This is a genomic window from Litorilinea aerophila (genome assembly GCF_006569185.2).
In the GTDB taxonomy this organism is placed as follows: domain Bacteria; phylum Chloroflexota; class Anaerolineae; order Caldilineales; family Caldilineaceae; genus Litorilinea; species Litorilinea aerophila.
In genome coordinates this window covers 1-18748 of the sequence record NZ_VIGC02000009.1, presented here as the reverse complement: position 1 = coordinate 18748, position 18748 = coordinate 1, and the positions used below count along the sequence as shown (strand labels likewise).

General features: G+C 65.4%; 19 protein-coding genes. 1 reads left to right on the top strand and 18 read right to left on the bottom strand.

Annotation, left to right across the window (positions count from 1 at the left end; all coding sequences use genetic code 11):
* Positions 1-10 precede the first annotated feature (10 nt).
* Entirely contained in the window at positions 11-208 is a 198-nt protein-coding gene (locus tag FKZ61_RS08440; RefSeq protein ID WP_141609799.1) for an FmdB family zinc ribbon protein, read from the bottom strand.
* A 514-nt stretch (positions 209-722) separates the two neighbouring features.
* Here FKZ61_RS08440 and FKZ61_RS08435 point away from each other — a divergent pair.
* Positions 723-2012 (top strand): hypothetical protein, encoded by a 1290-nt coding sequence (locus FKZ61_RS08435; RefSeq protein ID WP_141609651.1) that lies wholly within the window; start codon positions 723-725, stop codon positions 2010-2012.
* 19 nt (positions 2013-2031) lie between these two features.
* On the opposite strand, the gene mntA is transcribed toward FKZ61_RS08435, so the two are convergent.
* The 17 genes from mntA to FKZ61_RS08350 form a co-directional block, all read right to left on the bottom strand.
* Positions 2032-2469 carry a type VII toxin-antitoxin system MntA family adenylyltransferase antitoxin gene (gene mntA / locus FKZ61_RS08430; RefSeq protein ID WP_170199438.1) on the bottom strand — a complete coding sequence of 146 codons (438 nt, stop codon included), beginning with the start codon at positions 2467-2469 and terminating at the stop codon, positions 2032-2034.
* Positions 2470-2702: 233 nt separating this feature from the next.
* Positions 2703-3104 (bottom strand): hypothetical protein, encoded by a 402-nt coding sequence (locus FKZ61_RS08425; RefSeq protein WP_141609649.1) that lies wholly within the window; start codon positions 3102-3104, stop codon positions 2703-2705.
* 1 nt (position 3105) lies between these two features.
* Positions 3106-3525 (bottom strand): hypothetical protein, encoded by a 420-nt coding sequence (locus FKZ61_RS08420; protein ID WP_141609648.1) that lies wholly within the window; start codon positions 3523-3525, stop codon positions 3106-3108.
* Between the two features lie 13 nt (positions 3526-3538).
* The gene (locus tag FKZ61_RS08415) at positions 3539-4693 is read right to left on the bottom strand and encodes a hypothetical protein (RefSeq protein ID WP_211358474.1); all 1155 of its coding nucleotides are present in this window, start codon (positions 4691-4693) and stop codon (positions 3539-3541) included.
* Complete coding sequence (locus tag FKZ61_RS08410) at positions 4677-5063, bottom strand: cupin domain-containing protein (RefSeq protein ID WP_141609647.1); 387 nt, start codon at positions 5061-5063, stop codon at positions 4677-4679. Before FKZ61_RS08410 ends, FKZ61_RS08415 begins: the two co-directional genes overlap by 17 nt.
* A 59-nt stretch (positions 5064-5122) precedes the next feature.
* Complete coding sequence (locus tag FKZ61_RS08405; protein WP_141609646.1) at positions 5123-5512, bottom strand: cupin domain-containing protein; 390 nt, start codon at positions 5510-5512, stop codon at positions 5123-5125.
* 22 nt (positions 5513-5534) lie between these two features.
* A complete protein-coding gene (locus FKZ61_RS08400; protein WP_141609645.1) occupies positions 5535-5948 on the bottom strand; it encodes a c-type cytochrome in 414 nt (137 codons plus the stop codon).
* Between the two features lie 228 nt (positions 5949-6176).
* Complete coding sequence (locus FKZ61_RS08395; protein WP_141609644.1) at positions 6177-6683, bottom strand: nitrous oxide reductase accessory protein NosL; 507 nt, start codon at positions 6681-6683, stop codon at positions 6177-6179.
* Positions 6684-6701: 18 nt separating this feature from the next.
* The gene (locus FKZ61_RS08390) at positions 6702-7535 is read right to left on the bottom strand and encodes an ABC transporter permease (RefSeq protein WP_211358473.1); all 834 of its coding nucleotides are present in this window, start codon (positions 7533-7535) and stop codon (positions 6702-6704) included.
* A gap of 23 nt (positions 7536-7558) precedes the next feature.
* Positions 7559-8410, bottom strand: a complete 852-nt coding sequence (locus tag FKZ61_RS08385; protein ID WP_211358472.1) for an ABC transporter ATP-binding protein — start codon at positions 8408-8410, stop codon at positions 7559-7561.
* Complete coding sequence (nosD, locus tag FKZ61_RS08380; RefSeq protein WP_141609641.1) at positions 8407-9780, bottom strand: nitrous oxide reductase family maturation protein NosD; 1374 nt, start codon at positions 9778-9780, stop codon at positions 8407-8409. The genes FKZ61_RS08385 and nosD overlap by 4 nt, the downstream gene beginning before the upstream one ends.
* A gap of 11 nt (positions 9781-9791) precedes the next feature.
* The gene (locus FKZ61_RS08375; protein ID WP_141609640.1) at positions 9792-10466 is read right to left on the bottom strand and encodes a cytochrome C; all 675 of its coding nucleotides are present in this window, start codon (positions 10464-10466) and stop codon (positions 9792-9794) included.
* A 150-nt stretch (positions 10467-10616) separates the two neighbouring features.
* Positions 10617-12602 (bottom strand): Sec-dependent nitrous-oxide reductase, encoded by a 1986-nt coding sequence (gene nosZ, locus FKZ61_RS08370; protein ID WP_141609639.1) that lies wholly within the window; start codon positions 12600-12602, stop codon positions 10617-10619.
* 34 nt (positions 12603-12636) lie between these two features.
* Entirely contained in the window at positions 12637-12879 is a 243-nt protein-coding gene (locus tag FKZ61_RS08365) for an ATP-binding protein (RefSeq protein ID WP_211358471.1), read from the bottom strand.
* Positions 12880-13300: 421 nt separating this feature from the next.
* Positions 13301-13582, bottom strand: a complete 282-nt coding sequence (locus FKZ61_RS08360) for a hypothetical protein (RefSeq protein WP_229964187.1) — start codon at positions 13580-13582, stop codon at positions 13301-13303.
* 715 nt (positions 13583-14297) lie between these two features.
* On the bottom strand, positions 14298-17414 hold the full coding sequence (locus FKZ61_RS08355; RefSeq protein ID WP_170199436.1) for an ExeM/NucH family extracellular endonuclease: 3117 nt from the start codon (positions 17412-17414) through the stop codon (positions 14298-14300).
* Between the two features lie 310 nt (positions 17415-17724).
* Positions 17725-18423: a Crp/Fnr family transcriptional regulator gene (locus FKZ61_RS08350; protein WP_170199434.1), complete on the bottom strand. Its 699-nt coding sequence runs from the start codon at positions 18421-18423 to the stop codon at positions 17725-17727.
* Between the last annotated feature and the right edge of the window lie 325 nt (positions 18424-18748).

Here is an 18748-nt window from a genome sequence, read left to right as displayed (position 1 = left end):
TCGCGCCTGCTCAGGTGAAGGGACTGGTGCGCGGGGGCGTGGCTGTCCTGCCTGTGCTGCCCCCACCCACGGCAAAGGTGGACAGGCGACGTTGGGTCTGCTTGCTGCCACAGGTGGGGCAGACCTGGGGTTCGTCTGCCCGGGACATGGACAGCAGCTTTTCAAAGGGCTGCTGGCATTCCTGACAGATGAACTCGTACATGGGCATGGCGTCTTCTCCTATGATCGTTCTCATGTTCAGATCTGGATACTATAGGGGAGTATAGTATGATGTCTGCTTGCCTGTCAAAAACAGGGGGGCTGGCGATAGCGGGCGGGCACGGCGGCCCGCCCCTGCAGGAGATGGTCGCCTCCTCGTAGGCGCCGCTCGTAGCGGCGCTTCGTCGCTGTCCCTTCACCTGCCTGGGTCTGGCGACCCTGTGCGGCCGGAGACCGCACCTACGGCAAAGGCCGTCACCCGCGCGGATTGGGCACAACGGGGACGTAGGGCGGGTCTCTGGCCCGCCGGAGGCGGCCGGATCGGCGGGGGCTGGCGACAGCAGGCGGGCACGGCGGCCCGCCCCGACGAAAGCCGGTACCCACGTCGTAGGCGCAGCTCGTAGCGGCGCTTCGGTTGACTTCAACGTGACCAAAGTCCCGGTACAGGAAGACGGCCTGTGGTAGAGTCGACCCCGGAGATGGACCAAGAAAGCACATTCGGACGTAGAGATGGAGCGTGGATAATGACGTGGCGTGATGTCAATATCGAAACCGGGAAGGGATCGCTACACGCTTATGGGGGCGTGGCCCTTTTCGCCCTAGCCCTGGCAGCCAGCACCGGCGTGCTGTTGCGCTTTGGCCTCTACCAGGGAATGCCTGCCTGGGCGCAAAACTATACCGCCGTCCGTCATGCCCACAGCCACCTGATGTACTTCGGCTGGGTCACCCTGGGCCTGATGGCCCTGATTTGGCAGAGATTGCCCGGACTGACAGGCCGCCCCCTTCCCCGCGGGGTCGCCCTTCAGATGGGAGCCAGCGCCGTGTTGGCCCTGCTCAGCTTTCCGGCCTTTTGGCTGAACGGATATGGCCCAACCCGGGTCGGATCGTCGGAGCTGCCCCTGGGCGCGATGGTGGCGGGCCTCAACGGCCTGGGCTGGTTTGTGTTTGTCTGGCTCTATGCGCGGGCTACCTGGCGGCTTCCTGCGCGGTCGGTTCCCCTACAGCTTTGGGACTGGGCCCTGGTGCTGTTGTTGTTGGCTTCAGCCGGTGCCGGAGGACTGGCCGCCATGCCTGCGTTGTCGGCCGTCGAGGCCACGCTTCAGCCCTATTTCCTGCACCTGTTTTTGGACCTGTTTGCCGTGGGCTGGTTCAACCTGGCCCTGTTGGGTCTGTTGTGGACAGAGTTGGGCCGCCGCGGTTGTGCCCTCCCCCGCTGGCTGCCCACCCAGAGCCTGGCCATCGCGGTGACGCCCACCTTTGTTCTGGGCGTGACGCCTTCCCTGGTGCCCGACGGGGTCTTTTGGATCGGCGCCCTGGCCAACCTGGCGGCGGCTTTTTTCCTGGCCTGGCATGGGCGCTGGCTCTGGCAGTATCGCCGGGCGCTACCACGGCTCACCCGTTTTGGGCTGATTTTTCTGGCCATCCATGGGCTCAGCGCCCTGGTCGTGCTCTGGCCCGGCTTCTGGGCCTGGAGCGTGGGCACCCAACTGCGTATCTTCTTCCTGCACAATCTGCTCCTGGGCTGGGTGAGCAGCGCGCTCTTGGGGCTGTGGGCCAACGCCTGGCCGGCGCAGCTCCGGCGTCTGGAAGGAGGGATCTACCTGCTGTGGAGTGGCGGCATCAGCCTCATGCTGGTTGCGTTGTTGGGGCTGGGTTTTGGGGCGTGGACCGGCATCGCCGCGGGGAGCTGGCTGCGCCTGGCCGCGTGGGGGAGCGTCCCGGTGGCCCTGGCTGCGTGGGGTGCTTGGGTGATGACATTGCTATCCCCGGCTACCCTTCCTCTATATGTCGTAAAACAGCTTGAACAAAGATAATAAGATCATCCAGGGGGCATTAATTTGATCGGCCAAGTTTCCCCTCCCGCGCTGCCTTCAACAGCGCTTCCCGGTGCTGGCGCAGACGGGGCAGGAAGTCGAAATAGAGGGCCCGGGCGCGGGCTTCGTACTCTACCTGGGTCGCTTTATCGGCCGCGTACAGGAGACGCCCCTCCTTCAAAACCTGCCCTTGCAGCAGCAGGGAAGCGCGATTCAAGAGGACCACGTCCACCGGTCCCCGTACGATCTCCGCTGCACGTGCTGTGAGATCCAGGCGACGTTCCAATAATTCGAAGGGTGTGCGATCCCGTTCATCCAACAGGATGGCAATGTCCAGGTCACTCTGCTGGCGTGCCTGTTGGCGAGCATGGGATCCGAACAGGTAAATGAGGCGGACATCCGGCTGACCCTGGAAGTAGGTCACCAGTGCTTGCAGACGATCTTCTGTCTCACCCATGATCACCGTCCTTTGTGGACGCCCCTCTCCTTGCGTTATACGGTCAGTATACTGCACCCAGTGCCTCCCTTCAAGGCCGGCCCAGGGGCAGGGGTGCGTCCCCGATTGTTGGCCAGTCGGTGCGGTTTTCATACCGCATGGAGGCTGTCCCGTATGGAAACGGGACCTGCGGCCTCGCGGGCGCCAGATGGCCAGGCCGCGGCAATCCATCCTGAGTTCCAAGGAGCGGCATTTCATCCACCCGGCGGTTTGATGCGGGGCCAGGCGTGCCAGGTGAAAGCCAGGGCGGATCCGGCCTCCGCCGTGCGGCCGGCCAGGGTCAACCAGGGGAGCTGGGGTAGGAAGGGAGCCAGCCCCACCAGCCACACGCCCGCGTTCAGCAACACAAAGGCCAGCCACGCGGGCCGGACGTCGCCGCGCGAGACCTGAAAGCGGGGCAAGATCCAGAAGGCCACGCCCAGGGCCAGCTGGACCGTCCACCCCAGCAGCAGGAACTCGATATGCGCGGGCAGCAGAAGCCAGAGTAGGGGATGGAGGGGGAGGCCCTTATTCCAGAGGAGCAGAGCCCCGAAGGTGAAGCCCAGGGCCAGGTGGATCAGCGCAGCACGGATGAACCAGCAGCTCAGCCGGGGCATCTCACTTCTCCTTGACCCGGGGCCAGGTGTTGGCCACGAAGGCCATGCCCCCCAGCCACTGGAGTGTGGCGGAAAGAGCCAGCAGCGTCCCCCAGAACGAGCCTGGCACCAGGACGGTGGCCGGTTCGGCAAAGATGCGTAAGATCAGCCCGGTATTCAACAGCCCGTAGGTCGACCAGCTTAGCCAGTCGTGGCCCCGGGGCTTCTCCCGAGAGTACTTGGGGAACATCCAATAGGCCACCCCGATGATGAGCTGGGTGACCCAGCCCACCATGAAGAGGTGAAAATAGACCGGGTTCAACAGACCCACAAATTGGGGCAGGGGAACCCGGCTGTTGGCTGCCAGGGCCAACCCCGTGAGCAGAGCAATGACAAAGTAGACCAGGGCGGTCTTGACGAACAGGCGGGTGATGGGAGGCATGGACGCACCCGTTTTATGGTTTCGATGGATCCGGTTGTCGTCGTGTCAAGGTCGATGATAGCCGGCGCAGTCCATTTGCGCAAATGGGCAAGGTGGAGAGGGTGTTGCCCAGAAAGAGGAGCACGACCAGCACGTTGAGCAGACCGCCCCACTGACGGCCCGGCCACCAGAGGATCACATCACCGGCGACGCGCAGCGCCAGGCTGAGGTGGAGCAGCACCAGGTGAACGTAGAAGCGGGGCCGATACTGCACCGGCAGCCCCAGCACAGCGGGCAAAATGATGGGTGCGTGGCCAAAGATCATGGTGAAGACGTAGCCCAGAAAGAGGGCATGGAGCCAGGCGTCGTAGGCCGGGCCGGCCATCACGCCGCCATAGGCCAGGCCCAACAGGCCGGCCACCCCCAGCCACACATAGCCCGAGAGGAGGCAGAGGGCGATGAAGCGGGCCTGCCCACCCGCGCCCAGACGTCGCCGCGCGATGTCAAAGCGCCACAGCCACAGCGCCAGCAACACCATGCCCAGGCCAGCCAGTCGCACGCCCAGGTCGGCCTGGCCCAGGGCCATGGCGCTGCCCCCCATCATCAAAGCCACCGTGACCACAAAGGCCACCTGGGCCCCCACCGGCGGGCGCAACAGCCGGCTGAGCTCCAGCCGCTCCCCCGCGATGGTCAGAATCAGGAAATTGGCCCACCAGAGCACCACCCCATAGATGGGCCAACCGGCCAGCCAGAACAGGTTCCCCACCAGCCAGGACGCCGCCCCCGCGGCCAGGGTCCAGGTGAAGATGGCCGGATGGATACGGACGATGGACCCCATCAGGGCCAGGAGGAGCGCGCTGCCCAGGCTGATCAACAGGGGGCCCGGCCAGCCGGGAAGTCCCAGGGCCAGGAGCAGCGCGCCCAGTCCGGCGGCCACGGGCGCGCCATAGCCCCAGGGCCGTCCCAGGGCAACGGCCCGCTCCAGGCTGATCAGCGCGCCCAGAAAACCCCCCACCATCAGCGGGCCGTGGGCCATGGGCAGCGTCGGCCGCAGGGGCGGCAGGGGCCAGCCCAGGCGGATCAGTCCACTCCACAGGGCCAGCAGCAGCGCACCCCCGACCAGGATGCCCGGCAGCAGCGCCCGGCTCGACGGCCCGCCGGGACGGTGGATCTCAGGCGGCCGGGTCATCAGGGCCCTCCTTCTCCGGGCGGAACATCACCAGCAGCAGGGTCAGCGGTGCCTCGCCCGCCCGGACGCTGTGGGGCAGGCCGGGGGGCATGTGGACCCAGGTGCCGGGCCGTGCCTCTATCTCCTCTTCTCCCAGGGTGAGGGTGGCCGTCCCCTCCAGCACCTGGAGCACCGCGGCCATGGTGGATGTGTGCTCCGACAGCTCCTGGCCGGGGGCAAAGCCGAAGAGGACGGCCCGCATCTGGCGGTCTTTGTACAGGGTGCGGCTGACGATGGTGTCTGCCGTGAGGGGCGGCAGCGCCTCCGTCAGATCCTGGATCAGGGTAAAGGGCACGGCCGGCTGTGCCGGCTTTGTCGAATTGGGCTGCATGGCTTTTCCCTTTCTTGCGGCCTTATCCTGCTACCTTCAACCATCGCCATCACCTGGGCTCACAGCCAGCGGGTCAGGCGGCCCCGAAGGGCCCGGACCACCAGCCGCCCCAGGTGCCGGGGGAACAGGCGCTCTTGATAGGTCACCCGGAGTACCCATGGCCGCTCTGTGTCGTTGTGCAGGCTGTGGGGGGTGTCCGCCGGCACGAACAGGCATTTGCCCGGGGCGCCCCGGCACACGAGCCCGCCGACCTCCATGGTTCCGCTTCCTTCCACCACGTCCAGCAGCTCGTGGCGATCCGGGTGGCTGTGGCGGCCGATGCTCTGGCCCGGGGGAATGACCAGGAGCTCGGCATGCAGCTCTTCGTGCTGAAAAAGGGGCACCTGTTGAATCTCCTGACTGCGCAGGTTCTTGTAGCTGTGGATGTTTAATTGTCCAACGTCTGCCATGGTCGATGCCTTTCCGGTCACGTTACCGGTGGATGGTGCGAATGTAGGCGATGATATCCATCAACTGCTCGTCGGTCAGGGCCGGGTTGCCCCCTTTGGGCGGCATCAGCACGCCCGTGGTGTTCAGCGGATCGTCCGGGGCGCGGCCCTTCTTGATGAAGTCCAGTAGCTCCGCGTCGGACAGGCTGGCGATGAACTCGCTCTGGGTCATGTCTTTGCCCAGCCCCTGGACGCCCTCACCGGCCGGGCCATGGCAGGCCGCGCAAGTCTGGGCGAAAAGCTCCTTCCCCTTGGCCGGATCGCCCTGGGCCACCGGCTCCGGGGTGGCGGTGGGGGGGACGGGCGTGGCCGTGGGTTCAGCCCGCCCACCACCACAGGACGTCAGGAGCAGGGCGAACAGCAACAGGGTGTTCAGAAACAGCGTGCGTTTGCGCATGGTCTTGCTTCCTTCTTCCTGTACTCGATGGGTTTGACTCGATGTTGAGACGGTCACGATGTTGAGACGGTCACGATGTTGAGACGGTCACGATGTTGAGACGGTCACGATGTTGAGACGGTCACGATGTTGAGACGGTCATTCGTGCGTTCTACAGGCAAGCTCAATATTTCTCCGGCGCAGCCCCGTAGCCCACGGCGACAGAGGGCAACGTCGGGGCTGCCCTTCTTATTTGGCGTGTGCTTCCCCGTGGGGCGAGCTGGGGTGCGGCCGGGCCAGGCCAGCCACCAGCTCTTCCCAGGTCAGCAGCTCCCCTTCTCGCTCAGCGGCCAATATCTCTGCCGCCGCGCGATCGGCAAAGGCGGCCAGGCCGTGGCCCATGGGCGTGTGCAGGGCACTGCTTCGGACGTAGATGGCCTGGGTGGCGTCTAGCCACTCCTGGCTGTGGTAGTCGTGGACATACCAGGCCACAATGACATGCTCCGGGTGCCGGGCCGCGTGGGCCAACATGTCGCCGATGTCGTCGAAGGCCAGGCTCTGGTAGCGGCCGGGCCCGAGCTCGTAGGCGTAGCCCGCTGCGAAGCGGGGATCGCTGATGATCATCTGGCACTCCTGGCAGATGTCTTCACCGTAGCGGATCTCGGGCGGCGCCGGTTCGGCGGAGCCCCGGGCACAGCCGGATAAGATCCCACTCAGGGCCAGGAACAGCAGGAGGATTTTCCCGATCTGGCGCATTTTTTGCCCCTTCTCTTCCTACAGATCCCCCTTGCGGGCAAAGCAGAAGTACGCGGCCAGGGCCGGCACCACTGCCCACCCGGCCAGGACGCCCAGCAACATCCAGGAAAGTGCCTGACCATAGCGTTGCATGGCGAAGATGCCCGCCGGCCCCAGAACATCCAGGGTCGCCTGGATATTGAGAATGGCTGCTATTTTGAAGACCTGCAGCGGGTTGGTCAGGGAGAGCCAGAAGAGGCCATCCACCGGAAGACGCAACACCAGCGCAGTGCCCATCATGCCCAGGTCGCCCAGGAAGACGAAGAGCAGCCAGAGGAACAGTCCCACGCCCACGGCCACCGAGGCCCGCCGGCTTAGGGCCGAAGTGAGCAGGCCCACGCCCAGCATGGCCAGGCTGAGCAGGAAGGCCAGGAGCACCAGGTGGATGTAGCCCATGGGGTCGGAGGCAGCCACGCCGCCCAGGGCCAGGAGCAGGCCGGCCAGGCCGAAGCCCAGGGCCAGGGAGGCCAGCAGGCTCAGACTCAGCCCCAGGTATTTGCCCAGGAAAATCTCCAACCGGCTCAGGGGCTGGGCCAGCAGGTAGGCCAGGGTGCTCCGTTCCTGTTCCCCGGCCAGGCTTTGGGCGCCCACGGTCAGGGCCATCAGGGGGATCATAAGCAGGACCAGGTTGATGAGGCTGGCCCCGGTGCGGCCAAATCCGGCAAACCCCACCAGCCCGGCGCCGGCCATGGCCAGGTAGGAAAAGGCCAGGGAAAGCAGGGTAAAAGCCAGGGTATATAGGATGAACCAGCGGTTGCGCAGGGCGTCCCACAGCTCCTTTTGGGCCAGGGTCCAGACGGGCTGGGCGCGCATCATTCACCTCCGAATCAATCTCGCTAATCAATCTCAAAGTCGATGACCGGGATGTGGGCCCGGCTGAGGGTGTGGATGGGCCGGGCCTTCTCCCCCGGTGCGACCGCCACCAACAGGCCGGTGCCGTTGCGGCGGGCCTGGAAGCCGTCCGCCTGGAGGATGGCCAGGGCCTCTTCCAGGACGTGGCCGGGCATGCGCAGTTTGATCTGGACCTGCAGGCCCAGGCGTCGGGCAAGTTGGTCGCCCGGGCAGAGGAACTGCAGACGGCCCGCCTCCATCACCGCGACCTGATCGGCCAGCTCTTCCACTTCCTCCAGCCGATGGGAGGTGAAGAGGATGGTCTTGCCCTCGGCCTTCAGCCGGCCCAGCAGGTGGAGGAAGTGGGCGCGGGCGTGGGTGTCCAGGTTGGAGGTGGGCTCATCCAGGACCAGGATGGGGGGATCCCCCAGCAGGGCCAGGGCCAGGGCCAGCCGCTGGCGCATGCCCCCCGATAGGGCAGCCACTGGCTTCTCCCCATCTTCCAGCAGGCCCACCTGTTCCAGCACCGGCACCGCCTGGGTATCGGGCACCTGCCGCAGCCGGGCAAAGAAGCGGACCGTGGCCAACACGCTCAGGTCATCGTAAAAGGCACAGGTCTGGGGCACATAACCCACCCGGCGCCGGGCCTGGGCCCCCTGACGCCGCGCGTCCAGACCGTCGATCCGGATTTCCCCTTCATAGCGCACCAGACCCAGCAGACACTTGATGACCGTGGTTTTGCCCGCGCCGTTGGGACCCCACAGCGCGGTGGCCTGGTGGGCGGGGATGGTGAGATCCAGCTGGTGGACAGCCGTGAAGCGGCCGAATTTTTTAGTCAGGCGAGTGATGGTAATCATAGGTACACCTTCCTCTGCCATGGCGCGGAAAGCCCCGCCGCCAGCAACACCAGGGCCAGGCCCAGCAGGCCGCCGGCTGCCGCCAGAGCCATCCCTGGGCGTGGCGTCGGCAGGTAAGACGAGGGCGGCAGGGCAGGGGGCGCCATCAGTGGATGCTCGTCCACCAGCTTGGGCCGGGGCTGGAAGAGCGGAAAAGCCCGGGCGGCCAGGTCCAGGGCGTCTGCCGCGGGGCTCAGCCGAAACAGCCGCAGCTCCGGCATCTGGGCCATCAGGTCTTCGTAGAGGCTTTGGGACTGGTAGGGGATGTCGCCGATCCGGTCGCCGTCGGCATCGAAGCCGGCGTAGTCGCTCCAGTAGTTGCCGACCCCATCCTGCCACCAGGCGTTGCCGCTGAGCTGGCCGCCGCCGTTCACGGCCACCTGTTCGCCGTTGTCCAGAAAAATGTTGCGGGTATAAATATTGTTTCGGGTCAAGGGGAGCAACATCAGCCCCACCTCGTTGTAGGCAAAGAGATTTTCGACCACCGTAACGGTGGTGTTCGGCTCCCGGGGCGAGTTGTCCACGTAGAGGCCGATTCGGTTGGCCACCAGCCGGTTGCCACTCAGGTGGACGTCGTCCATGTCCTTCATGCCCACCCCGTAACCGCTGGGCCCCCGGTTGTTGTAGAGCACGTTATCCCGCAGGGTCAGGCCCCGCCCGTACATGAGAAACGCGCCCACGGAATTTTCGGCGAGGAAGTTTCCTTCCACCACTTGATTGTCGCTGAACATGAAGTGGAGGCCGTAACGGCTGGCGTAGACCCGGTTGTGGCGGATGACACTGTCCGGCGCGAACCAGATAACCACGTCCCGGCTGCCGACGACCGTGTTGCCTTCCACGAGGCTATGATCGCTGTACCAGACCCGGATGCCGTCCCCCCGCCGGGCCATGGGCAGATCTTTGGCCTGGATCACGTTGCCGCGGATGATGCCGTGGGATGCCTGCTTCAGGTACACGCCAAAGAGCGCGTCCTCAATGCGGCAGTTCTCCACCGTCAGGTAGGGGGCCAGGCCGGTGACGGCGGCGTCTTCCCGATCCAGGGAGGTGCCGCTGCCCCGGATGACCAGGCCCCGCAGGGTCACGTGGGCCGCGGTCACCGTGATCACGTCGCCCTGGCCATCCCCCTGGATGATGGGCCAGTCCACGCCTTCCAGGGTGACAGGCTTGTCGATGTGTAGGGGCCCCGGGTAGACCCCGGCCGGGATCTGGATGGTGGCGCCTGGCTGGGCCGCAGCCAGGGCGGCCTGCAGGTCGAAGGGTGCGTCTGCCGCCACGGCCATCCTGGGGGCGAAGCCGGCCAGTAGCAGGGCCAGGCCAACGAGCCAACGCATGATGCTCCTCCTCACCGGGCTGATGTCGGCTGGTGTTCCTGGGCCTCCACCAGGGGCTTATAGGCCCGACGGTGGAACCAGAGGCCGATGAGGATCAACACGGAGGCCGCGGTGGCCATCCACAGGCCCACATCCGGCACGGCCCAGGTGCGAAACTGGGCGATGCGCCCTTCAAAGAGCACCGGCGGCACGAAGGGCTTGACGCTGCTGGACAGGGGCGCCCTGGGGTCCAGGTTCTGGCCGAAATTGGCCATCCAGTACTGGAGGTCGGCCAGGAAGATGAGGGGGAAGAGGAGCGCCGGCAGGGCCAGCAGGGCCGCCCACCGGGTGTGGACGAAGACGGTGGCCAGCAGCAAAAGGGCGATGGCGACCACGCCGATGATGGAGATGGAGCGCTCGAAGGTGGCGGCCTCGTTCAGGGGGCGCATGCCGATGTAATGGTTGAGCCCATCGATCTCCCGCACATCCCCCTCCAGCCGGTTGAGATAGGCCTGGATGGTCAACCCCTGGGGATACTGGGGCGCGTGGAGGGTCAGCGACCAGTAGGGCATGAAGATGGACGCGATGAGCAGCACCGCTGCGGCCATCATAAAGAGGGTGGGCAGCAGGTACCGGCTGCGATGGGCGTGGAGCTCCTCCGGTGGAATCCGGGGGCCGAGAATCTGTTCAATCCGATCTGCCATCATTGTCCTGCTCCTTTTCGGCGGCCCGGCAGGGGGTGGAGGGGCCATCGTGCCCCTCCACCGGGGTCGGACGTGGCGAATCTGTTCCGACGTTTCAGCCAAAGGTAGGGGCGCTTCTTGCTGCGCCCACGGACAGGGCTTGCCCTGTCCCGACTACGGCTCCACCAGCAGGTAGCCGGCCATCTCCAGATGCAGCGCCGAGCAGAACTCGGTGCAGTAGAAGGTGAAGGTGCCGTCCTGGTCCACGTCCAGCTCGAAGGTGGCCGTCTCTCCGGGTTCCAGGCTCAGGCTCACGTTGTGGCCACCCAGTTGGAAGCCGTGGGTGGCGTCGTGGGCCGTTTCGATGTTGGTGATGTGCCAGATCACGTGGTCACCCTTCTTGACCATCACCCGCTCCGGCGTGAAGTGAGAGCGGACCGCAGTCATGAAGACCTCCACCTGGTTGCCGTTGCGCTCGATGCGCTCTTCGCCCGGTTTGGTGGCGAACTCGGACGGCGCCTGGGCCACCGGGTCCCAGCCCACCTCGGGGTAGGTGTTCCAGGCCTGAATTTTGTCGGCCTTGATGATCTGGGCGTAGTGGGGCTCGCCGATACCCATGGGCATGTCATAGATGACCTTCATGGCGTCGCCGCTGATGTCGATGAGCTGCTCGTTCTGGGGCAGCAGCGGCCCCACGGGAGCGAAGCGGTCCACCGCCCACTTGTTGAGGGCCACCACGTAGAGTCCATCCGGGCTGACGGTGTCACCCTCGGCGGCGGTGATGTGGCCGATGTTGTACTGGACGGGCAGCTTTTCCACCAGTTGATAGGCCTCGGGATCCTCGCCGCCCAGCTTCCACTTGGCCACCGCGCTGTCCAGGAAGAGGCTGGTGTAGGCAAAGCCCTTGTCGTCGTAGACCGTGTGCAGCGGACCCAGGCCCAGCTCCACCTGGGCATGGCGGACGGCGTCGTAGTCCAGCACGGGGATGCCGAACTCGTCCAGCTCCCAGTTCTGGTCGGCGATGGCCTGCTGGATCTTGGCGAAGGAGTAGACGGTCACGTGGGGATCCAGCTTGCCCGAGACCACGATGTACTTGCCGTCGGGGGTCACGTCCGCACCGTGGGGGCTCTTGGGCTCCGGCGCCAGGTAGAGGATCCCCTCTTCCACCGCGGTCGGCATGCGGATGACCTGCATGCCGTTGATAACCTCGGCCTTGCCGGCCGCCACCACCTCCGCGGCCTTCCGCCAGTTGAAGATGTGCAGGTAGTCTGTGTCCCGCTGGCTGGCACCGGCTTCAAAGGGCGGGTTGCCCTCTTCGATGCCGCCGGTGGCCATTTCAGAGTTGAAGGAGTTGCAGAAGGCCCAGCCTTCGCTCTCTAGCTTGCCTGCGTCGCACAGGTCCTGCCAGTACGGGGGGACCTCGATGCTGAAGGAATTCTCCACGTCGATGCGGCCCTTTTCCCGGTCGAACTTCCAGAGGGTGATGAGGCCCCGGTACTTCTCTTTGTACTCTTCGATGGGCGCGTATTCCCAGCCCAGGGGCGTGGCGTACTGGCTGCCCTGGACCACGTACTCGGTGTTGGGGGTGACGAAGGTGGAGCCGTGGTTGCTGATCAGGTTGGGATCCTTGACGATCTGCTTGGTCTCGAAGTCTCGCAGGTCGACCACGGCGATGCGGGCGTTGGCCTTGTCGTTGATGAAGACGAACTGGCCGTCGTAGTCGCCGCCGGTTTCGCTGAGGGCGGGGTGGTGGGTGTCGCCGTAGCGGATGGTGCGCCCTCGCACGTTACCGGCGTTCAGGATGGCCTCGCTCTCCGAGCCGCCGATGCCGTAGCCCTGCCAGGATTCGGGCGTGAAGACGGCGATGTTCTTGAGGATGCGCATGGAGGGGATGCCGATGACGATGAGCTGGCCCGAGTGGCCGCCCGAGGTGAACATCAGGTAGTCGTCCCACTTGCCGCTGGGCACGTAGGTCTTGAGCGCGGCGTTGATGTCTTCGGGCGTCAGGCCCCGTGCATTGGCGATCTCCATGGCTGAGGTCGGCAGCCCCGCCTCCACGCTGACCGGCTCTGGCGTAGGCTCTGCGCGCCTGCGGCCGCACGCAGCGAAGGTGGCGGCCAGCAGGAGCAAGATCAGGGAGAGATACACGAGTCGTTTCATGCTTTTTCGCTCCTGTCTTATTGAGTCAGATATGTTAACGTGGTTTGGAAAAACACCCGGTGCCGGGTGGTTGGGCCAACACAATCAGGAAAGGCAGGGCGATGGCGCCTTCCGGGCACAGGTCCTCACAGGCTGTGCAATAGGTGCAGGCTTCGGGAAAGCGCAGGTATGCCTTGCCCAAAAATTGGTCCAGTGCCTGGGTCGGGCAGACTTCGACGCAGCGGCGGCAGCCGGTGCACAGGTCACGGTCGATTTGGGGGAGTGGATCTTGAGACATGGGCATTCATCCTGGCCGGTCCATGGACTGAGCCTGCTGGAAAAGCGCCTTCGATTGCGCTGTTGGCTATGACAGTCTGGCGTAAATACCACGGCAGGAATTCGGCGGCACGACCTCTGGTGGATACCATCGGCGAATTTCTGCCGGAATTTACTGTATTTCCAGGGTAACAGAGGGGCTCTGGTGGGGCTGCGACTAAAGTCTCATTGCAGGGGAGATGCGGCTACACCGTTGTGGAAAGGAGATGTGGAAAGGAGATGTGGAAAGGGGATGGGAGAAGGGGAGAGCTATCTGGCCTGGCGGAAGGAGGGAGTGCCAGAACCATCACGCCCCGCTCCGGGGCACTTCCCGGAACGGGGCGTGGAGATGCGGGAGGGGATCCGCAGATTTCGCAGGTGGCGCAGATCCGTGGCCGGCGACGTTACTCGACGAACACGCAGACCGCGTAGAGAATGGCGTCGAACTGGGCGATCCCGCTGCCCTGGTTGCGGAAGCGGACCTGCCAGCTGCTATCGCTGTCCGGATAGGAGCCCTCGGGCAGGATCTCCAGGCCGGTCAGGCTCTGATCCGACGGCAGCTGATATCCACCCGCCACCACTTTCTTGCCGCTCGGGCAGCGGACCCGGTCAAAGGCATAGTTGACGTTGGGCTCCGGCAGAATGTGGAAGCTGCTGGTGATAGTCACAATCTCATAGCCGGACATGCCGGGAGGGCCCTGGGGACCTGGTTCACCCTGGGGGCCCGGAGGACCCTGAGGCCCAGGCTCACCCTGGGGACCCTGCGGTCCGGGAGGGCCTTGTGGGCCAGGTTCACCTTGTGGCCCAGGAGGACCCTGCGGGCCAGGTTCGCCCTGCGGTCCGGGAGGCCCTTGTGGCCCGGGTTCACCCTGAGGGCCCGGCTCACCCTGAGGGCCAGGTTCGCCCTGCGGCCCCGGTTCGCCCTGCGGCCCAGGAGGGCCTTGCGGACCGGGCTCACCCTGGGGTCCAGGAGGGCCTTGTGGGCCAGGTTCGCCCTGCGGCCCGGGAGGACCCTGCGGGCCCGGTTCACCCTGCGGCCCGGGTTCACCTTGGGGCCCCGGTTCGCCCTGGGGACCGGTGGCGTTCCAGCTGATCTGGGTTTCCCCTTCTGCACACGCTTCCCGTGGCTCTGTCCCAATGGCAACTTTGATCAACTCACCAGCCTCGGTGAGACAGCCGGTGTAGGTGGCATCCCCGTTGCCGTTTTGGGCCAGGGCCACCCCGCCAATCACCAAAATGGCGATGGCAGAGGCAATGATACCCCTTGACCATTTCATAATCTGGACTCCCTTTGATTGAAGATGATGCGAAAGGCGGCTGCTTTGTCTGCTGCGATGATGGCTTCCATTCTAACGCCGGAAGTCTGGATTGTCCACCGACAAAAATACGCCGCAATAGACCCTAATGCCGGATCAGGGGCAGAAAGATGCTGTGGGAGTCCTGGCCTTCCTGGATGCCTGCTTCTCCAGAGGCTCCACCCACCTGGGCGCCCTGCTTCCCCTTGCCCTGATTGGGCGGCACGATCACCCGGGCCGAGGCCTGGCTCTGGTTGCCGCAGGCGTCCACGGCCTGGTAGGTGATGGTATATCGGCGTTCCTGGCCACCACTGCGCTCCGCCCGGAGCTGGAAGGTGTAGTCGTCCACGATGACGATGTCGTTGGGGGTGTCCCCGTCGCCCAGGCCGTCATCCGGATCGCTGGAGACCACGGAGACCAGGGTGATGGACGCGTCTTCGTTGGCGGAAACGCTGGCGTGGACGGTCACGTACTGGTGGTTCGGCGGCCAGAGCTGGGCCGGATCCACCGTCACGGTCAACACCGGCGGCGTGGCGTCCAGGCAGAGCCCGACCAGCAGGGGATCGTGGTCGGCCATCCGGTACGGCTCGGGGCTGTAGAGGCTCTCCACCTGGCCCGGCGATTTGAACTCCACGTTGTAGTCCAGCACCCGGGGCTCGTCCGCGTTGATGTGCCATTCGGTGACGCCGGTGACTCGGGGCGTGAGGCTGGCGCTGGCGAGCGCGTGGTCCAGGTAGCCCGACTGGCCGTTGAAAACGTACGAATAGGCGTCGACGCCCATGAAGGCTTCCAGCAGGTTGGTGAAGCCCGCCGCCTTGATAGCCGTGATGGGATCTTCCATGGCGTAGGCGTTCAGGTCGCCAATGATCAGGAAGTCCGGATCGCCGCTGCCGGTGGGGTCGGTCGCCAGCCAGTTGACCAGCGCCGTGGCCGCGGCCGTACGGGTCCCGTTACAGTTGCCCTGGCCGTCCCCCAGATCCGGATCGCCCACGTCGTTGCAGTCCGACCCCTTGGACTTGAGGTGGTTGACGGCCACGGTGAAGCGCTCGCCGCTGGTGTTTTCCTGGAAGGTCTGGGCCAGGACCGGCCGGTTCTTGGTGTCGATGAAGGTCGGATCTACGCTGGAGTCCAGGATGGCGAAGGGCCCCACAGGCGTGACCGTGGCCGGCCGGTAGATCAGGCCCACCTTGATGGCATCGGTGCCGATGGCGCCGGTGTCGATGTAGGCGTAGGTACCCGGCCCCAGCGCGTCGTTCAGGCCGGCCACCAGGTCCGCCAGGGCAGCGCCGTCGTCGTTCTGTACCTCCACCACGCCGATGATGTCGGCGTCCAGCGCGGCCAGGGCACTGACGGTCTTGGCCCGCTGCCGCTGGAACTCAAAGGTGCTGTCCGCCCCCCGGCACTCCAGGCCGCCGCTGGGGCCACAGTTGTTGCTGCCATCGTCGATGGTGACGAAGTAATTGAGCAGGTTGGCGCTGGCCACCTTCAGGGTGCCGCCCACCGGCTCCGGTGCTGGGGGACGCGGGTTGGCATGGGTGAAGCTCACGGGGGCCACCGGCTGCACCCGGTAGAGGCTGAAGCGGTAGTCCAACACGCCGCTCAGGCCGGTCACCGTGTCGCCCAACCGCAGGGTGTTGGCCGCGCTCAGGCCAGGGGCCGGGTAGGGGATGGGATCCGGGTTCTGGGCGGTGCTGGCGTCATCCAGGACGATGCGGTTGCGATCATTGGCGGCCTGGGCGGCCAGGGCCGGGGCGCCCGGCGGCACCAGGTGGGTGGGCTGGAAGAGCCGGCCGCCGCTGGAGAGGTGGACTTCACCGAAGCGGCCCAGGTTGAAGTGCTCGGTCACGGTCAGTTCCTGGGGGAAGACAACCCACATGCCCTCCAGGGTCTCCCAGTCCGCCAGGTCTCCCACCGGCAGGGTGACCGGGGTGGGGCTCACCGCGGCCAGCTGGCCGCTGGCGCAGATGTCCACCCGGTCGATGCTGGCCAGCTCGGTCAGGTCGAAGAATTCGCTCACCGTGCCCCGCACCCGAACCAGGTCGCCCACCTGCACATCCACACCCAGGCCGTGATCGAAGACGAAAATACCTTCCGAGGTGGCCGGGTCGCCGTCGGCCTGGCTGTCCTCTTCCTGAACGTAGAAGCCCCGCAGATTGGGCGAGGGGCCCTGGAAGTCGCCCACCACCACACCTTCAATGACCACGCCCGGGGTCCCATCCAGGGGGCTGGCCGGGCCATTGCCCTGGATGACGTGGATGGGCGTGGCCTGGCCGTCCTGGCAGGTGCCGAAGTTGTCCACCGTGAAGCTCCAGGAGAAGTCGGCGGCCATGGGGTCGGGGGTGCCATCCTGGTCTATCACCTGGCTCCCGAAGAGGGTGGCCGTGCAGCTTTCGCCCGGGGCGAAGTCACTGTCCGGGTCCAGGGTGAAGCTCTGGGGGCCGCCCGTGGCCGTAGCTGAATGGGCGCCGCTGACACTGCAGGTGATGGCGTACCAGATGCCGGAGACGGTCACATCTTCGCTGAAGGTGACCGTGAGGTTGGCGTCCGCCGGGACACCGATGGCGCCATCCGCCGGGCTCACCGCGACCACGGTCGGGGGCGTATCCCCACCGCCGCCGCACTGGGCCACGTGGCTCCCCAGGCCGTCGAAGGTGTTTTGGGGATAGCCGGTCCATTCCAGGCTTGGGTCGAAGGGGTCATAGGGGTTGGTGTCGCCAGCGCAGACGGTGGGATTGCGACGCAGGGTGTTGTCCTGGGTGGAGGTATCGCCCGTGCCCCACTGGGAGCCGGGGTCGAAGCCGATCTGGCCGATGGCATCGATGACCACCCCGTTCTTCACCAGCACCACCGCGTCGTCACCGTTGAACCAGCCGCTGCCGTTGGTCTGGTCCGCCTGGGCCAGGATGGCCGGATCGGCGCTGCTGTGGGCGAGCACGTAGACGTCCCCGTCGGCCACCACGCCGGTCAGGGCGATGGTGAGGCCGGGGCTGGTGCTGCCGTTGAAGTACATCTGGATGCTGTAGTTGCCCGCGGCCAGGTCTACGGGCACGCCGGTGCCGTTGTAGATCTCGATGGCCTTGTTGTTGGAAGAGCCCTCAATGTATTCAGAGATGAAGAGGTCACTGGCCTGGGCCCAAAGGGCCGACGGGGCCACGGCCAGGAATAGCCCGCTCAGCAGCAGGGCATACAGGAGTAGGGATGGATATAAGCGAGGACGCCGCATGGCTTATGACTCCTTGATGCTGGAACCCGTTGACATTTCTGGCCAGATCGCCAGAAGTTCACGATGATGGAAACCCGTCGAACGATCCCTGTCAGAGGTCGTGCTGTGGAACTTTTGCCGTGGTCTGGCTGCCGGCGGACGGGTACAGGGGATGCTCGCAGCCCCGGCAGGATGGCAAGGACAGCGCCACGTTCAAAGGGTGGCGCGGCAAAGCGGGGTGTCACGGGGGATGGACACAGGATTACCTTATTCTAATGGAGTTAACGGCGTTGGGACAAACCGTAAAGATCCGGTTAAAGGGGGCCTGGAATCAGGCTTCGGCCTCCCGGGCCAGGCCGGCGGCGTCCAGGATGACAATGCGATGGCGGTCGAATTCGATCAGGCCTTCCGCGGCCAGGCTCCGCAGCGCACGGCCGACCACCTCCCGCACGGTGCCCAGCCGACTGGCCATCTCTTCCTGGGTCAACAGGCGGGGAACCTGGTCAGCCTCATGGCGGCTGGCCTCCTCCAGGAGGAGGCGCGCCAGCCGACCCCGGACGTTGCGCATGGAGAGGTCTTCCACCAGCCCCAGCAGGTAGCGGGCACGGCGGGCCATGCTTTCGATCAGGGCCCAGGCCAGGGCCGGGTGCCGGTCCACGGCTTGCCGCAGCGAGCCCCGGTCCAGATGCCAGACCACCGCGTCGGTGAAGGCGGTGGCCGTGGCCGGGTTCGGGCCGCCGTCCAGCGCGGCCACGTCGTTGAAGGTGTCTCCCCGGTTCAACAGGTGGAGGATGTGCTCCCGGCCTTCCCTGGAAAAGCGGCTGATTTTGACCGTGCCGGCTTCAATGAGATAGAGGCCGGTGGACGGCTCCCCCTCGGTGAAGATCATGTGGCCGGCCGGGCAGGCATGGCGCACGGCCGCCTGGGCCAGCTCCTGGATCACCTGGGGATCCAGGCCTTCAAAATAGGGCACCGATTGCCACAGGGCCATGACCGGCTCGGACACGGCCTCCTGGCGTTGCCGCGGCATGCTCCCCTCCCCACAGGATAGCCAAAGATCCATCCACAGATTTCACAGACGAACACAGAATTTTTATCCAGCGCTGTCGATGTGCCAGCCGATGAGTTCAACCATCGACCCAAGGCCGGCCACGGTCTCATGCAGAGCGACTTCCGGGCTATCTGAGACTCAAAATAGTCGCCAGTGGCCTGCCTACCTGGATTGTATCACAGGCAGCCGGAAGCGGCTGCCAATCAAAACACCCGGGGGCAAGTCGGCCTCCCGGGTGCTATGCATGAGTGCTCTAGTAAATCCCGGCAGAAATTCGCCGATGGTTTCCACCAGAGGTAGTGCC

Excerpts from the sequence above, each read along its gene's own strand:
- FKZ61_RS08405 (WP_141609646.1), bottom strand. The coding sequence starts at position 5,512 with ATGGCAGACGTTGGACAATTAAACATCCACAGCTACAAGAACCTGCGC.
- FKZ61_RS08420 (WP_141609648.1), bottom strand. The coding sequence starts at position 3,525 with ATGCCTCCCATCACCCGCCTGTTCGTCAAGACCGCCCTGGTCTACTTT.
- FKZ61_RS08415 (WP_211358474.1), bottom strand. The coding sequence starts at position 4,693 with ATGACCCGGCCGCCTGAGATCCACCGTCCCGGCGGGCCGTCGAGCCGG.
- FKZ61_RS08375 (WP_141609640.1), bottom strand. The coding sequence starts at position 10,466 with ATGATGGCAGATCGGATTGAACAGATTCTCGGCCCCCGGATTCCACCG.
- FKZ61_RS08350 (WP_170199434.1), bottom strand. The coding sequence starts at position 18,423 with ATGCCGCGGCAACGCCAGGAGGCCGTGTCCGAGCCGGTCATGGCCCTG.
- mntA (WP_170199438.1), bottom strand. The coding sequence starts at position 2,469 with ATGGGTGAGACAGAAGATCGTCTGCAAGCACTGGTGACCTACTTCCAG.
- FKZ61_RS08385 (WP_211358472.1), bottom strand. The coding sequence starts at position 8,410 with ATGATTACCATCACTCGCCTGACTAAAAAATTCGGCCGCTTCACGGCT.
- FKZ61_RS08360 (WP_229964187.1), bottom strand. The coding sequence starts at position 13,582 with ATGTCCGGCTATGAGATTGTGACTATCACCAGCAGCTTCCACATTCTG.
- FKZ61_RS08400 (WP_141609645.1), bottom strand. The coding sequence starts at position 5,948 with ATGCGCAAACGCACGCTGTTTCTGAACACCCTGTTGCTGTTCGCCCTG.
- FKZ61_RS08440 (WP_141609799.1), bottom strand. The coding sequence starts at position 208 with ATGCCCATGTACGAGTTCATCTGTCAGGAATGCCAGCAGCCCTTTGAA.
- FKZ61_RS08395 (WP_141609644.1), bottom strand. The coding sequence starts at position 6,683 with ATGCGCCAGATCGGGAAAATCCTCCTGCTGTTCCTGGCCCTGAGTGGG.
- nosZ (WP_141609639.1), bottom strand. The coding sequence starts at position 12,602 with ATGAAACGACTCGTGTATCTCTCCCTGATCTTGCTCCTGCTGGCCGCC.
- FKZ61_RS08425 (WP_141609649.1), bottom strand. The coding sequence starts at position 3,104 with ATGCCCCGGCTGAGCTGCTGGTTCATCCGTGCTGCGCTGATCCACCTG.
- FKZ61_RS08355 (WP_170199436.1), bottom strand. The coding sequence starts at position 17,414 with ATGCGGCGTCCTCGCTTATATCCATCCCTACTCCTGTATGCCCTGCTG.
- nosD (WP_141609641.1), bottom strand. The coding sequence starts at position 9,780 with ATGCGTTGGCTCGTTGGCCTGGCCCTGCTACTGGCCGGCTTCGCCCCC.
- FKZ61_RS08410 (WP_141609647.1), bottom strand. The coding sequence starts at position 5,063 with ATGCAGCCCAATTCGACAAAGCCGGCACAGCCGGCCGTGCCCTTTACC.
- FKZ61_RS08435 (WP_141609651.1), top strand. The coding sequence starts at position 723 with ATGACGTGGCGTGATGTCAATATCGAAACCGGGAAGGGATCGCTACAC.
- FKZ61_RS08390 (WP_211358473.1), bottom strand. The coding sequence starts at position 7,535 with ATGCGCGCCCAGCCCGTCTGGACCCTGGCCCAAAAGGAGCTGTGGGAC.
- FKZ61_RS08365 (WP_211358471.1), bottom strand. The coding sequence starts at position 12,879 with ATGTCTCAAGATCCACTCCCCCAAATCGACCGTGACCTGTGCACCGGC.